This is a genomic window from Arthrobacter sp. NPDC057259 (assembly GCF_042668995.1).
Classification (GTDB): Bacteria; Actinomycetota; Actinomycetes; order Actinomycetales; family Micrococcaceae; genus Arthrobacter.
On record NZ_JBHUYA010000002.1, the window covers coordinates 26,617 to 40,223 of the forward strand.

Below are 13,607 nucleotides of genomic sequence, written 5' to 3' on the forward strand. Positions count from 1 at the left end.
GTGGCGCGGCGGGGCCGGCACGACCCGGGGCTGGCGCGCCGGGCCGCCTTGCGGTGGCGGGAGCGTGTTTCGGTTAGGCTCTGCACAACCGACACGATCCCGCCCCGCAGGCGGCGGGCCACTCCTTGGGGGAGCCAATGAAGAACCTCTTCGATTTTTCCTTCACCCGGTTCGTCGCGCCGTCGATCGCCAGGATCGTCTACATCCTGATCATGATCGCCCTCGGCGTGATGTACCTCTTCTTCGTCATCTCGGCCTTCGCCAGCCGGAACCCGGTCCTCGGGGTGCTGGTGCTGCTGGTGATCGGCCCGCTCATCGTGATCATCTACCTGGCCCTGGCCCGGATCGGGCTCGAGTCCCTGGTGGCCGGCATCCGGACCGCGGAGAACACCGCGGAACTGATCCGGATGCAGGGCGGTACTCCTCCGGGCGCCCACCTGGGCCCGCAGCAGCACGGCCCGGTGGGTCCGCAGTCCTGGGAGACCCATGGCGGCCAGTACCCGGCGCAGCAGCAGCCCCAGCAGTACCCGGCACCGCAGCAACCACAGCAATACCCGGGCTACGGGCAGCCTCCAGCCCCGCCGGCACTGTAACCCGGCGGACGCGGCCCGGCGCGGCAGCCGCGCGGCAGTACGGGCCTAGCGGCCCCGGCGCAGGTGTTCGGCGTTGAGGGCTTCCAGTTCGCTGTCCGTCAGGTCGTCGAAGCTCCGCGCCTCGCGCTTGTCCGTGCGGGAGAACCGCATGAACATCAGGATGATCAGTGGCAGGTCCACGGCCTCGCAGATGAACCAGAGCGCGTCCCCGGCCAGTTGCTGGTCCCGGAGCGCGTCGGGGAACCAGCCGGGGCCGGCCTGCCGCGCCGTCATCAGGTCCAGCACCTGACCGTTCAGCCGGAGCAGGATGCCGGGGACGGCGTCCACCAGCAACTCGATGAAGACGAAGACGAACTCCAGCGTGATGAAGGCGCTGGAGCGGTGGAAGTCGGCTTCCTCGATGATGGGCAGCGCCATAAGCAGGCCCAACAGCGGGATGACCACGGTCAGCAGGGCCTCCGCCAGCGGGTTGGCCCGCAGCACATAGAACGCCGGGGTCAGGAACGTCGAGAAGAGCGCCAGGCCCAGCAGCGGGGCCACCAGGGAATTGCTGACGAAGCGGACCATGCGGTGGCCCAGCACGAAGTCCAGGCGTCCGGCGCCGCGCTCCGACAAGGCGGCGCGGGCCAGTCCGATGGGTTTTCCGAGGCCGATCAGGAGCGGGACGACGAAGAGCAGCAGCGTGATCTTGACCGTAAACGCCCACCGCAGCCCGGCGCTGTAGACGCCCGTGAATCCGCAGGTCAGCAGCAGGAATGAGCCGAGGCCCAGGAGATAGAAGGCGATCGTGCGCCAGAGCGGCCAGCGGCCTCCCTTTGCCGCCGCGGCCCGGAGTCCCAGGCCGTAGAGGGTGCCGGCGATCAGCGCGAGGACCAGCGCGGTCCAGTCGACCTGCCAAGCGGAAATAACGACGTCGAGAGGTGGCACGCGCCCACCTTACGGGCGTTTCCTAGGAATTCCCCGGGATCGGCGGCGGCGCTATTCGGCCGGGCGTCCCGGCTGCGGGTTCTGTTCCGGCGCGGCGTGCTCGATCACGGCGGCGATGTGCTGGAGCAGGTATTCCTGTCCGGCCACGGTGGGGTGGTCGCCGTCGGGCCCGATCAGGTCCTCGACGTCGTCGCTGATCCAGCCCTCGGCGATGGGGTCCACGAACTCGGCGCCGGCACCCTGCGCGGCGCTCCTGAGCTGGGCCCGGATATCGAGAAGGCCGGGGTCGGGGTCCGTGGTGTACGACGGCGGCCCCACCACGATCAGCTTGGCCGAAGGCGCCACGACCTCCGCGTGGGCCAGCGCCGTCGAGGCCGCCTCGCCGACGTCGTCGGGGGCGTAGCCAAGATCGTTCTCTGAACCAAAGAACACCACGACGCCGGTGTCCGGGGTGACGAACTGGTCCACCTGGCTCCCGAAGGTGCCGTCGGCATCGCCTGGGCGGACGTAGCCGCTGCCGTTTTCCGCGGCATTGATCACCTGGAACCCGGACAGGGCGGGATCCGTTCGGATCAGGGCCGGCCAGGCGTGATCGGGGGACGTGCCGTGGCCGGTGCTGAGCGAATCGCCGACCACCACCACACGCACCGCGGGTGCCGCTGTGACCGCCGGCTGCGAGGAACTGGCGAGGGCCGCCGCTACCAGGCAGGCCGCGATACCAACGGCGACGTGCCGTCCGTGACCGCCGCGCGAAAAGAAGGTGACTGCCATGATCGCCTCCTGCCTGGAACCTGCCGTGTCCGCCCCCGCAGGGACGCTGGATACAGCAACGTTGCCGACTGTTGCCAGTGTAGCCGCGCCCGCTGTGGACGCCACCCCCTGGGCATACGGGTTCAGGAAGCCGGCGGCGGGACCGGACCGGGCGACGGCGGGACCGGGGCGGGCGGGACTGATCCGGGCGGGATCGGCGCCGGCCAGGTCGGGCCGGGTGCAGGCGCCGGCTGGAGATCGCCGGGATCGGCGGGGCCGAGGTCCAGGTGGAACGGCGGATACTCGTCCCTCAGCAGGGCCACGTAGGCGATGACCCGGTAGACCCACCGGTTGAGCCCCATCAGCAGGTCGAAGAGGCCCGGCCAGTATCGGCCGGTGAACAGGAGCACCACCCCGGCGATGAGCACCAGCAGCCCGATCAGGGAGATCCCCGCGTTCTCCTGCACCCATTCGGTGCCGTCCCAGTAGCGCTCCCGGCCGCCCCAGCCGCGCACGGTGCCGGTCAGGATCCCCACGATCAGCAGATGCGGAATCGCCAGCAGCCAGGACTTCACCAGCACCAGGCCGCGGGAGAGCCGCTCCGGGTAGTCGACGTCGAAGTCGGCGGGATAGTCGGTCCGGGCCAGGGTGAAGGGCGGGTACCGGTCCGTGCCCAGCGCCGAGTAGGAATAGAACGCTACCCGCCAGTTCCAGCGGATCACGCCCACGTTGAAGGCAAACAGCGAGCGCGGATACCGGCCGGTGAACAGGATGGCGAACCCGGCCACGATCGTGGTGACCACCAGCGCGAACCACAGGAAGAACAGCACGACGTAGTGCGGGATGGCCAGGAACCACTTCACCAGCCACAGCCACCGCGACAGCTGCGGGTCCAGGTGGCCGCTGAGCCGGGCAGGATAAATGCGCGACGGCGGCGCGTAACCATAGGGTGGCGGCGGCACGGGATACCCGGGCGGCGGCGGACCCCCGCCCGAACCGACCCCGCCCGGGCCGGGGCCGCCCGGCCCTGCGGCCCCCAGCCCCGCCGCGCCCAAGACAATCAGCAGCACCCCGACGCCCAGCAGCACCACTCCGGCGATCAGCAGGCCGATGAAGATCGGCAGCAGGAGCTCCGAACGGACCCCGCCGCTCAGGTCCACGGCCACCGGGCTCGCCGCGTCGGCGTTCATGATGACGACGGCCCAGTTGCCCGGCCGGATGTCCCAGCGCAGGTCCTGGCTGCCCGTCCCGGAGACGGAGGCGGCCCAGAAGGTCTGCTCCGCCGGCCGCCCGGGGGCCTTCGTTCCGGCGACGGTGCGGTAGTCGGCCTGGAAGGGCGAGAAGCGGACGTCGACGAGCTCGGCGTGCGGGACGCCGGCGAGGTAGCCCGCGACGTCGGCCTGGCGGGCGATTCCGATGAACACCGGCCGGGCCGGGTCCGCGGCCGAACCGCGCAGCAGGATGCTGCCCGGCGTCGCCTCCGTCCCGGGAAGTGTCCCGTTGGGGCGCATGCCGCCGTCGTCCAGGATGTTGATCCGGGGAAGCGTCAGCGCGTAGCCGTCCGCCGCGAACCGTTCCGTGGGGGTGGTGAAGTAGCCGCCGTCGCGCTGCTGGTAGTTGGCCCAGCCGGTCGCGGCGGCCCCGGCGAGCAGGCCCAGGCCCAGCAGCGCGGCAAGCGAGCCGAGGACCAGCAGGACTACCCGCCCGGGCCTCATGGCCTTTCCGCCGCCTCCAGCAGCGACTGGCCCCAACGGGTCGCCTTTTCGATCTCTCCGGGCCGCAGCGGGCCCTCACTGCCGCGGACGTAGAACGGCATGGGTTCGGAGATGATGTCCGCCCCATGGTCCTTCAATGACTGGGCCATTTTCTTGGCCGCATCGCCGTGGATGAACATCCTCACCCGGGTGTCGAAGGCGGCGGCCTTCACGCCGGCCAGGTCGCCGTCGCCCAGGCCGGAGAGCAGCTCGGTGACCTTGGGCGTGGGGCGCCAGCCGTTGATCGGACTGCCCAGGACCAGCAGGTCTCCGGCCAGGAGGTCGGAGGGCCGGAAGTCGGTGACCGGGATGGGGTCCGCGTGGAAGACCTCGGCCACGGCTTCGGCCACCGACTTGGTGTTGCCGTAGGCGGAGTCGTAGACAACATGGGCCCTCATCCGCTGATCACCACCTTCAGCGCCTTGGTGTCGGCCGCCCGGGCGAAGGTGTCGTAGGCGTCCAGGAACTGGTCGAAGCGGAACCGGTGGGTGGCGAACTTGGCCGCGGGGATCTTGTGCCGGGCCACCAGCTTCAGCAGCATCGGCGTCGTGTTGGCGTTCACCAGGCCCATGCTGATGCTGATGTTCTGGATCCAGAGGTTCTCAACGTGCAGTTCCACGGGCTTGCCGTGCACGCCCACGTTGGCCACCGTGCCGCCGGGACGGACGATGTCCGTGCACATGCCGAAGGTCGCCGGGACACCCACCGCCTCGATCGCCACGTCCACGCCCAGCCCGTCTGTGCGGGCCAGGACCTGGTCCTTCCAGTCGGCGTCGCTGGAGAGGACGGCGTCGGTGGCCCCGAATTCCCGGGCCTTCTCCAGCCGGTTCGCGTCCAGGTCGACGGCGATGATGGTGGCCGCGCCATAGAGCCCGGCCGTGGCGATCGCCGCGAGGCCCACCGGCCCGGCCCCGATCACCGCAACGGTGTCCCCCGGCTTGACCCGGCCGTACTGCACGCCGATCTCGAAGCCCGTGGGCAGGATGTCGGAGAGCATCACGGCTTCCTCGTCGCTGACGCCCTCTGGCAGCAGGTGCAGCGAATTCTCCGCGTACGGAACCCGGACGAACTCGGCCTGCGTACCGTCGATCAGGTGCCCGAAGACCCAGCCCGTCCCGGACTTCCCCTCCTCTCCGAGGCAGTGCGAGTACAGGCCGGTCTTGCAATTGGCGCAATGCCCGCAGGACTTGATGCAGGAGATGATCACCCGGTCCCCCACCTTGAGGCTGGTCACCGAGGATCCCACCTCGGTGATGGTGCCGACGCCCTCGTGGCCCAGGATCCGCCCCTCGGTCACGGCGGGCACGTCGCCCTTGAGGATGTGCAGGTCCGTGCCGCAGATGGTGGTGGTGTCCACCCGGACGACCGCGTCGCTCGGGTTGGTGATCACCGGATCCGGGACGTCGGTCCAGGATTTCTTGCCGGGGCCGCCATAGACGAGGGCTTTCATGCAGACTCCTTGACTCGAAGGACCACCGGCGGATCGACAATCCGCAGGCGGCAGGGCGTGACGGAGGCATCGATCCCCGAGGAGACGATCGACTGGCGGGCGTGTTCGCGGAGTTCGTCGAAGGCGGCCGCGGTTACCCGGGCATGGCCGAGGTCCACGACGATTTCGAAGCCCACGAACTTGGCAACCACCCGCCGGCAGACGACATAGAGCGCGCGGATGTTCGTCGTCGTCACGACGCCGCGCACGTCCACCCGGACTGTCTCGGACGCCGGGTCAGCGTTCAGCACCACCTTGATGCGCGGGTCCCCGTGGGACGGATGCGCCAAAAAGGACCTCGCGCGGCTGCTGTGATGAGCGTGTCCCAAGGGGCTCATGGCGCCTCATCGCTCCCCGCGAAGCCCGGCGTCGCCGGTCCCCGCTGCCGTGCCTCCTGCTGCCGGTCATTCACCATGGCGGATCTCCTGCCTTTCCTGCCCAAGCTGGAAAGTGCAACTGCCATTTCCTCACCCCAGGGTCATAGCGAGACCGAAATTTCCTCGCAGGCGCTTCCCCAATTCCCCAAAATTGCCGTGCTGGATTCGCCTCATACCCAGAGTGAGGGTGCCGTTCTGCCCGGGCAAGGGGACAAAGGTCCCTTGGACTGCCGCCGCCGGCGGGTGCTGATACGGGTGTGCGTTGTGTGGCTGCTGCTACGTGGATTGCCGCCGTCCGGGGACCCCTTTAGCCTTGCTGCTATGCCTAAAACAGCCCCCGACGGCGGTGCGCCGGACCTTCTTCTCACCGGCGTCCACCAGCCGGACGATATGACGCCGTGTGACATCCTCCTGAGCGGCGGGCGGGTCGCGGCCATCGCCCCCGCGGGGTCCCACGCAACGGTTCCGCCCGGGACACGGCGGGTGGAGTTCGACGGCCGCTTCGTGATTCCCGGGCTTTGGGACGAGCACGTGCACATGAACCAGTGGGCGCTGACGCTGGGGCGGGTGGACCTCTCTGGGGCCGCGTCGGCGCGGGAGGCCGCCGCCGTCGTCGGGGCTCACGTTGGCGGCGTGCGCGACGGCGGCGCATCCTCCGGCGGCCGGACGCTGGTCGGCGTCGGCTTCCGGGACGCCGTGTGGGCCGACGCCCCCAGCCTGGAGCTGCTGGACGGGACGACCGGCGGTGTCCCCGTGGCGCTGATCAGCCACGACCTGCACTGCGTCTGGCTGAATTCCGCCGCGGCTGTGCGCTACGGGGTGAACCCGGGCCCGGACGGACTGCTGCGGGAGGAGCCGGCGTTCGCGCTGACCCGTGAGCTGGGCCGCCTGCCGGATTCCGATGTGGACGCGCTGGTCCGCTCCGCGGGTGCGGCGGCCGCGGCGCAGGGCATCGTGGGGATCGTGGACCTCGAGATGGTGTGGAATCGGGATCCCTGGCTGCGCCGGATCGCCGACGGGTTCGACTCGTTCCGGGTGGAGGCGGGCGTATACCCGCAGGACCTGGACCGGGCCGTGGCGGAGGGGATGCGCACCGGCCAGCAGGTTCCGGGCGGCGCCGGGCTGCTCAGCGTCGGGCCCCTGAAGGTGCTGATCGATGGATCGCTGAACACCCGCACGGCGTACTGCGTGGACCCCTATCCGCACGGCGGCCGCGGGTTGCTGACGGTGAGCGAGTCCGAGCTGCTGGATTTGCTGGGGCGTGCCCGCGATACCGGGTTCGTGCCCGCGGTTCACGCGATCGGCGATGGCGCCAACGAGGTCGCGCTGAACGCCTTCGCCGCCGCGGGCGTGAAGGGACGCATCGAACACGCCCAGTTCGTCCGGCGGCAGGACTTTGCCCGCTTCGGCGAGCTGGGGCTGACCGCCAGTGTCCAGCCGGCGCACGCGCTGGATGACCGCGACGCCGCCGACGCCAACTGGGCGGGTCGGACGGACCGGGCCTTCCCGCTGCGGTCCCTGCTCGACGCTGGGGCCACGCTGGCGCTCGGCTCGGACGCGCCCGTGGCCCCGCTGGAGCCGTGGACAACGATGTCCGCCGCGACCACCCGGGCACGCGGCGACGGGCGGGAGCCGTGGCATCCGGAGCAGGCGCTGACGCGGCGGGAGGCACTGGCGGCTTCAGCCCGCGGGCGTTGCCGCATCCGCGTCGGCGACCCGGCCGACGTCGTCGTCCTGGAGGGCGATCCGCTCACCGTGGACGACGCCGCATTCGCCGCGATGCCGGTGGCCGCGACGCTGGTGGCGGGACGGTTCAGCTTCGGCGGCTAGGTGCCTGGACCAAGTTCGCGAACGGCAGCCGGCCAAACTCCTCGACGAAGGCCGCCTGGTAGGACGCCAGGGCCGGGGATAACTCGTCGACGGGAAGTTCGCGCCAGGCGATGATGAGCCGGTCCGCGGCGGCCAACTGCCAGACGAGGCGGCCGTCCCAGTGCCCCGGCGGCCTGCCCCGGCCGAAGTCGACGAATTCCTGGATTTGCCGGCGGAGCCCGCGGTTGCCCTTGCTGCCGGGGCCGGCCTTGCCCAGGTAGAGGATGTCGGCGCCATCGACCCACTCGGCCTTCAGTGTTTCCTGCGGGAGGCCGGGGTTCTTTTTCTTGAAGACTCCTGCGGTGCTCTTGGCGAGGAACTGCGGCTCGGCTGCCTCCGGGCCGCCCGCGGGCAGCAGGACGGCGAAGATGCCGGGTTTCTGCGGGATGCGGTTGATCTCAAGCTCGCCCAGGGGCCGAAATCCGGTGAAGCCGTCACGCTTCAGTGACGCTCTGTTCAGGGGCATGGATTCCTCGGGGAGTGCTTGGATACGGCAAGTTCCAGTATGGACGGTGGGAGTGACTGGGGTGCAGTCGGGGTGACGGCTGACGGCGGGCACGGGCCGCTGACGGCGCCACCGGACGGCATTTTGCCTGATGCCTCAAGCCGCCAGGGATCTCTCCGCGCTCTGCCCTTAAATGTCAGACCCTCGCTGTTGAATTGGGTCATGGAAGGCAATCGGAAGCTTTTCGAGAATGTGGTCGCCGCAGACCTGCTGGGAGACGCGGCGGCGATCATCGATGAGCTCCGCGCGCTGGAGGACCGGAAGTCGGCGATCTCGGCCCGGCAGGCCAGGCTGGCCGTGGCGCTGGACCTGGTCCGGCGGCGGGAACAAGCCGCCTTGGGCTTGCCCGCGGACCAGCTCGGCGCCGGGGTGGGGGCGGAGATCGCGTTGGCGCGGCGGGAATCCCCGGCCAAAGGCTCCCGCCTCCTGGGGCTGGCCCGGGCACTGGTGACCGAGATGCCGCGCACCCTGGCCGCCCTCGAAAAAGGTCAGTTGAACGAATGGCGGGCCACGCTCCTGGTCCGCGAGACCGCCTGCCTCGACTCTGCTGACCGGGCCGCGGTGGATGAGGAACTCGCCGCCGACACCGGCACCTTCGACGGCGTCGGCGACCGTGCCATCATCTCCGCAGCCAAAGCCGCCGCCTACCGGCGCGACCCACGCTCCGTCACCCAACGCGCAGCCCACGCCGAAACCGAACGCACCGTCACTCTCCGACCGGCCCCCGACACCATGTGCTACCTCACCGCACTGCTCCCCGTCGCCGCCGGAGTCGCCGCCTACGCCGCCCTGACCCGACACGCCGACACCGCCCGCGCCACCGGAGACCCCAGCACCCGCGGACAACTCATGGCGGACGCCCTGGTCGAACGGGTCACCGGCACACCGGGCGGGATCACCGGCATTGAGGTTCAGCTCGTCATGACCGACCGGACCCTCCTCGCCGGGGACAGTGAACCCGCCAGGCTTGCCGGCTACGGGACCGTCCCCGCCGGGTGGGCCAGGAAGCTCCTGGCGTCGGGAGGGAAGATCGCCGGAGTAGGCGGAAAGTCTCGACCAGAAAATCTCTCCGGGAAATCGTCTGGCGGCGCAACTGGGGCCGAGGACTTGTCCGTCTGGATCCGCCGGCTCTACACCGCGCCCGGCACCGGCGAACTGACCGGCATGGACTCCCGGGCCCGGCTCTTCCCCGCGGGCCTGCGCCGCTTCATCGAAGTCCGCGACTACACCTGCCGGACCCCCTATTGCGACGCGCCCATCCGGCACCTGGACCACGTCGTTCCCTGGTACTGGGGCGGAGCCACCACGGCAGCTAACGGCGCCGGACTCTGCGAAGCCTGCAACCACACCAAAGAAACCCCCGGCTGGACGGCCCGGCCGGTCGATAGGGCAGAATCGGTCACCCGTGCTGGACCAAGAAACCGGGCCACCACGAGATTAATCAGAGCCCTACCGGCCGCCGAACCCGGAGCGAACCAGGGAGGCAAGCCCGGCGGCAAATTCCAAGTTGGCCTCCACACCCTGGAACTCACCACCCCCACCGGTCACACCTACACCTCAACTGCGCCACCTCTTCCCGGCAGTGCAACGGGACAAAGGAGCGTGGGGCAGATCAGGACAGGGAACGGAGGCCGCGTCGGATCACGCCCACGATTCCCGGTCTCTGGGAGAGCCGGAGTTGAGGGCGGAGCGACATCGAATGAGAGCACGACGGCTCGGGCGGAAGAAAAAGGTGGCGGCTTGAGTTGCAACGAGCCGTCCGACGCCCAGCTTGCTGGTTAGGTCACAGTCGGACACCTCTGCGAAAGGGATGCCCCAAGTTAAACGCAGAACCTGCAGGTACCTTCGCGATCTCGCTATGAGCTGGCCCGGGAATCGAAATGCCCTGAACGGCCCGTGAAAATCAGATGGTTACCTGCAGGCACTTAAAGCGTACGCCGCCGTCGAACCCCGGGCCAAGGGGTCCGTGGACTCTTGCCCGGCCCCGGGAAATGGCTCCCAGCCTAGCGGCGTAGAGTGGACAGAGACGCCTGATTCTGGACGCCAAGTGCTGAGGGAGAAATCGTGACGATTGACTGGGACGAGAAGAAGACCCTGCTGCAGGAACCAAACATCGCCGCCGTCACCCAGCTCTGTGACGAGCTCAGGGAGAAGAAGCCGGGCTCGGTGGTCCCCTATATCGATCCCGTCCATGACGAGGACGAATGCCGGATCGTTAGCCTCCATATCTCGCCCGGCAAGGGCTGCGAATCGGGCTTCCTCTCCCACTTCAACGACGATGAGGCCGCCCAGCGCGCCACGTCCATCTACGAGGCCGTGGAACTCGACCCCCGCTACGTCATGCCCTGGAACGCCTACCCCTGGGTCCGCGACCCCGGCCTTCCCACGGCGCTCAACGTCCAGGAAAAGACCGACGGCCTCCGCCCGTTCCGCCAGTTCATGAAGATCAACAAGCGCGCCTCCGCCGTCATTGCCCACGGCGCCGACGCCCACTCCTTCCTCACCCTCTTCGAGAAGACGTACCACTCCTCGCTGAAGAACCGCGGCATCAAGATCTACAAGGCCACCGCCCTCGGCGGCCGCGCCTTCGCCGTCTCACCGGCCAAGCAGGAGGAACTGCTCGCCAAGAACGTCGCGGTCTACAAGGACGCGATGCAGCGGGCGGGCATCCAGCACCTCTGATCCCCCGGGCACAACGGCCCTCCCCTGTCCCGCCCCCGGCGGGCATGCTGGGAGGGCCGGCCGCGCGGCCGGTCCACAGTGGCGGCCGGACGGCGCCGGAAGGGCGGGTGCGCGATGGGACGGTTGGACGGCAAGGTGGCCCTGATAAGCGGTGGCGCCCGCGGCATCGGCGCGGCCATGGCCCGGCGCTTCCTCGAGGAGGGCGCCAGCGCCGTCGTCGGGGATGTCCTTGACGACGACGGCGCCGCGCTGGCAGCCGAACTCGGCGAGCGCCTTCGGTACGTCCACCTCGACGTGACCCGGCCCGAAGACTGGGACGCCGCCGTAAATCAGGCCGTCACCGCCTTCGGCGGCCTCAGCATCCTGGTCAACAATGCCGGCATCGTGAACTTCGGCCGCATCGACGAATACCCGCACGAGCAGTGGGCCCGCATCATCGACGTCAACCTCACAGGCGTCTTCAACGGCATCAAGGCAGCCGCCCCGGCCCTCGCCCGGTCCGGCAGCTCCTCGATCATTAACGTCTCCTCGATCGCCGGGATCCGCGGCTACGAGAACCTTCCGGGCTACACCGCCGCCAAGTTCGGCGTCCGCGGCCTGACCAAGGCCGCGGCCCTGGAACTCGGCCGCGATGGCACCCGGGTCAACTCGATCCACCCCGGCGTCGTCCGGACCCCCATGACCGACGGCATGACCTTCGACACCGGGCACGTCGCCCTGCACCGGATCGGCGAGCCCGTGGAGGTGGCGGACCTGGCCGTCTATTTGGCCGGCGACGAGTCCTCCTACGTCACCGGCGCCGAGTTCGTCATCGACGGCGGCGAGACCGCCGGCACCGTCGTCACCCCGGCAGGCTGACCGCCCATGGCAACGCCCCCGGCAGCAATCTCCGGCACAGCGCGCTCCGGCACCAAACTCGCCGTCGTCGGCGCCGGCAGCGTCGGCACCTCGCTGGCCTATGCCGCCCTGATCCGGGGCTCGGCCGGCCACGTCGCGCTTTACGACGTCAACGCCGCGAAGGCCGAGGCGGAGGTCCTGGACCTGGCCCACGGCACCCAGTTTTCGGCCGCGGCCGTCACGGTCGACGGCGGCGGGGACATCGCCGCGGTGGCCGGCGCCGACGTCGTGGTCATCACCGCCGGGGCGAAGCAGTCGCCGGGCCAGACCCGGCTGGACCTCGCCGGAACCAACGTCCGGATCCTCGAGCGGCTCATGCCCCGGCTCATTGACCACGCCCCGGACGCCGTCTACGTCCTGGTGACCAATCCCTGCGACGTGCTCACGGTCGCGGCCCGGAAGATCACGGGCCTGCCGTCGTCGCGCATTTTCTCCTCCGGCACCGTGCTGGACACCTCCCGGCTGCGGTGGCTGCTGGCGCACCGGGCGGGCGTCTCCGTCAGCAGCGTCCACGCCAGCATGGTGGGCGAACACGGGGACACCGAGTTCCCGGTCTGGTCCGGCGCCACAATCGGGCCGGTTCCCATCCGGGAGTGGACGGTCGACGGCGCCCGCGTCTTCACCGACGCCTCCCTCGCCGGCACCGCCCGCGAGGTGACCCAGGCCGCCTACAAGGTGATCGCCGGGAAGGGCGCCACGAACTACGCGATCGGGCTCTCCGGCGCCCGGATCGTCGAGGCCCTGCTCCGCGCCGAGAACGCGGTCTTGCCCGTCTCCACGGTGCTGGACGGCCAGCACGGCATCACCGGCGTCGCCCTCTCCCTGCCCAGCGTCGTGGGCCGCGGCGGCGTGCGGACGGTGCTGGAGACGCCCATGGACGACGGCGAGATCGCCTCGCTGCACCACAGCGCCGAGACGCTGCGGCAGAGCCTGGCTTCCCTGGGGATCTAGGGTCCCGCCGCAGATCCCTCGTCATCCGGCCCCGCGTATTGACAGCCCGATGTGACCCCTGCCATATTTGAAGTGTGAACCTGTCAGACAGCCGGACAGCTGGACAGCCTCTCGCCCGCCTTAGCGCCGCCGAAGCCGTCTTCAACGTCCTCCGCTCGGATATCGAATCCGGGAAACTCCCCGTCGGCGCGAAACTCAGCTCCGAGGCCACCCTCGCCCAGCAGTACGGCGTCAGCCGTTCCGTGGTCCGGGAAGCCCTGCGCTCCTGCACCGCCCTGGGCCTGACCGTGACCCGCACCGGGCGCGGTACCTTCGTCGTCGCGGACCGCGTGGCCACGGACCTGGTCCTCGGCCAGTACTCGGCCCTGGACCTGACCGAGGCCCGGCCCCACATCGAGGTCCCCGCCGCCGGCCTGGCCGCGGAACGGCGCTCCGCCGAAGAGCTGGAAACCATGCGGGACATCGTCGCCGAGATGGCCGGCGAGGACGATCCCGAGGTATGGGTGGGGCTGGACTCGAACTTCCACGCCCTGATCGCCAAGGCCAGCCGGAACAAGGTCTTCGAGAACGTCGTCGCGGAGATCCGCGAGGCCCTTGCCTCCCAGTCGGAAACCCTGAACATGGTGGCCGACCGCCAGCACGCCTCCAACGATGAACACCGGAAGATCCTCGCCGCCATCGAGGCCGGCGACGCCGCGACCGCCCGGTTGGCCATGAGCCAGCACCTGCACGCCGTCGGCGAGGCCCTCGCCTCCATCCTGCACCCCACCAGCGCCGCCTAAGCGGCCACCACCGGGCACCACCCACGCCCAC

Annotated in this window: 14 protein-coding genes; 7 read left to right on the plus strand and 7 right to left on the minus strand. The window is 69.8% G+C overall.

Translation table 11 applies throughout. The features are described 5' to 3' along the window. The first annotated feature begins 137 nt into the window (after positions 1 to 137). Positions 138 to 593 (plus strand): DUF4282 domain-containing protein, encoded by a 456-nt coding sequence (locus ACFUCU_RS03955; RefSeq protein WP_377970848.1) that lies wholly within the window; start codon positions 138 to 140, stop codon positions 591 to 593. 45 nt (positions 594 to 638) lie between these two features. Here the strand turns inward: ACFUCU_RS03955 and ACFUCU_RS03960 are convergent, their stop codons facing one another. From ACFUCU_RS03960 to ACFUCU_RS03985, 6 genes are all read right to left on the minus strand, one after another. After that, positions 639 to 1,520: a cytochrome c oxidase assembly protein gene (locus ACFUCU_RS03960; RefSeq protein WP_377970849.1), complete on the minus strand. Its 882-nt coding sequence runs from the start codon at positions 1,518 to 1,520 to the stop codon at positions 639 to 641. A gap of 51 nt (positions 1,521 to 1,571) precedes the next feature. Next, entirely contained in the window at positions 1,572 to 2,291 is a 720-nt protein-coding gene (locus ACFUCU_RS03965; protein ID WP_290257264.1) for an SGNH/GDSL hydrolase family protein, read from the minus strand. 122 nt (positions 2,292 to 2,413) lie between these two features. Continuing rightward, positions 2,414 to 3,985, minus strand: coding sequence for a DUF4389 domain-containing protein (locus ACFUCU_RS03970; RefSeq protein ID WP_377970851.1), 1,572 nt, complete (start codon positions 3,983 to 3,985; stop codon positions 2,414 to 2,416). Then, on the minus strand, positions 3,982 to 4,422 hold the full coding sequence (locus ACFUCU_RS03975; RefSeq protein ID WP_290257262.1) for a flavodoxin domain-containing protein: 441 nt from the start codon (positions 4,420 to 4,422) through the stop codon (positions 3,982 to 3,984). Before ACFUCU_RS03975 ends, ACFUCU_RS03970 begins: the two co-directional genes overlap by 4 nt. Next, a complete protein-coding gene (locus ACFUCU_RS03980) occupies positions 4,419 to 5,474 on the minus strand; it encodes a zinc-dependent alcohol dehydrogenase family protein (RefSeq protein ID WP_377970853.1) in 1,056 nt (351 codons plus the stop codon). The genes ACFUCU_RS03975 and ACFUCU_RS03980 overlap by 4 nt, the downstream gene beginning before the upstream one ends. After that, positions 5,471 to 5,803 (minus strand): hypothetical protein, encoded by a 333-nt coding sequence (locus ACFUCU_RS03985; protein WP_377970854.1) that lies wholly within the window; start codon positions 5,801 to 5,803, stop codon positions 5,471 to 5,473. The genes ACFUCU_RS03980 and ACFUCU_RS03985 overlap by 4 nt, the downstream gene beginning before the upstream one ends. Before the next feature lie 408 nt (positions 5,804 to 6,211). Between ACFUCU_RS03985 and ACFUCU_RS03990 the strand changes: the two genes are divergently transcribed. Next, a complete protein-coding gene (locus ACFUCU_RS03990; protein ID WP_377970855.1) occupies positions 6,212 to 7,720 on the plus strand; it encodes an amidohydrolase in 1,509 nt (502 codons plus the stop codon). Here ACFUCU_RS03990 and ACFUCU_RS03995 read toward each other — a convergent pair. Then, positions 7,704 to 8,225 carry a hypothetical protein gene (locus ACFUCU_RS03995; protein WP_377970857.1) on the minus strand — a complete coding sequence of 174 codons (522 nt, stop codon included), beginning with the start codon at positions 8,223 to 8,225 and terminating at the stop codon, positions 7,704 to 7,706. The genes ACFUCU_RS03990 and ACFUCU_RS03995 overlap by 17 nt on opposite strands. 201 nt (positions 8,226 to 8,426) lie before the next feature. Between ACFUCU_RS03995 and ACFUCU_RS04000 the strand changes: the two genes are divergently transcribed. From ACFUCU_RS04000 to ACFUCU_RS04020, 5 genes are all read left to right on the plus strand, one after another. Next, positions 8,427 to 10,046: an HNH endonuclease gene (locus ACFUCU_RS04000; RefSeq protein WP_377970858.1), complete on the plus strand. Its 1,620-nt coding sequence runs from the start codon at positions 8,427 to 8,429 to the stop codon at positions 10,044 to 10,046. A gap of 282 nt (positions 10,047 to 10,328) precedes the next feature. Beyond that, complete coding sequence (locus tag ACFUCU_RS04005; RefSeq protein ID WP_290257256.1) at positions 10,329 to 10,946, plus strand: uracil-DNA glycosylase; 618 nt, start codon at positions 10,329 to 10,331, stop codon at positions 10,944 to 10,946. A 114-nt stretch (positions 10,947 to 11,060) separates the two neighbouring features. After that, positions 11,061 to 11,804: an SDR family oxidoreductase gene (locus tag ACFUCU_RS04010; protein ID WP_377970859.1), complete on the plus strand. Its 744-nt coding sequence runs from the start codon at positions 11,061 to 11,063 to the stop codon at positions 11,802 to 11,804. A 6-nt stretch (positions 11,805 to 11,810) separates the two neighbouring features. Further along, complete coding sequence (locus ACFUCU_RS04015) at positions 11,811 to 12,794, plus strand: L-lactate dehydrogenase (protein ID WP_377970860.1); 984 nt, start codon at positions 11,811 to 11,813, stop codon at positions 12,792 to 12,794. A gap of 74 nt (positions 12,795 to 12,868) precedes the next feature. Beyond that, positions 12,869 to 13,576: a FadR/GntR family transcriptional regulator gene (locus ACFUCU_RS04020; RefSeq protein WP_364138367.1), complete on the plus strand. Its 708-nt coding sequence runs from the start codon at positions 12,869 to 12,871 to the stop codon at positions 13,574 to 13,576. Positions 13,577 to 13,607 lie beyond the last annotated feature (31 nt).

Bases quoted from the DNA above. Each gene is read 5' to 3' on its own strand.
- ACFUCU_RS04015 (WP_377970860.1), top strand. From the start codon at position 11,811: ATGGCAACGCCCCCGGCAGCAATCTCCGGCACAGCGCGCTCCGGCACC.
- ACFUCU_RS03970 (WP_377970851.1), bottom strand. From the start codon at position 3,985: ATGAGGCCCGGGCGGGTAGTCCTGCTGGTCCTCGGCTCGCTTGCCGCG.
- ACFUCU_RS03965 (WP_290257264.1), bottom strand. From the start codon at position 2,291: ATGGCAGTCACCTTCTTTTCGCGCGGCGGTCACGGACGGCACGTCGCC.
- ACFUCU_RS03980 (WP_377970853.1), bottom strand. From the start codon at position 5,474: ATGAAAGCCCTCGTCTATGGCGGCCCCGGCAAGAAATCCTGGACCGAC.
- ACFUCU_RS03955 (WP_377970848.1), top strand. From the start codon at position 138: ATGAAGAACCTCTTCGATTTTTCCTTCACCCGGTTCGTCGCGCCGTCG.
- ACFUCU_RS03995 (WP_377970857.1), bottom strand. From the start codon at position 8,225: ATGCCCCTGAACAGAGCGTCACTGAAGCGTGACGGCTTCACCGGATTT.
- ACFUCU_RS03975 (WP_290257262.1), bottom strand. From the start codon at position 4,422: ATGAGGGCCCATGTTGTCTACGACTCCGCCTACGGCAACACCAAGTCG.
- ACFUCU_RS04000 (WP_377970858.1), top strand. From the start codon at position 8,427: ATGGAAGGCAATCGGAAGCTTTTCGAGAATGTGGTCGCCGCAGACCTG.
- ACFUCU_RS04010 (WP_377970859.1), top strand. From the start codon at position 11,061: ATGGGACGGTTGGACGGCAAGGTGGCCCTGATAAGCGGTGGCGCCCGC.
- ACFUCU_RS03990 (WP_377970855.1), top strand. From the start codon at position 6,212: ATGCCTAAAACAGCCCCCGACGGCGGTGCGCCGGACCTTCTTCTCACC.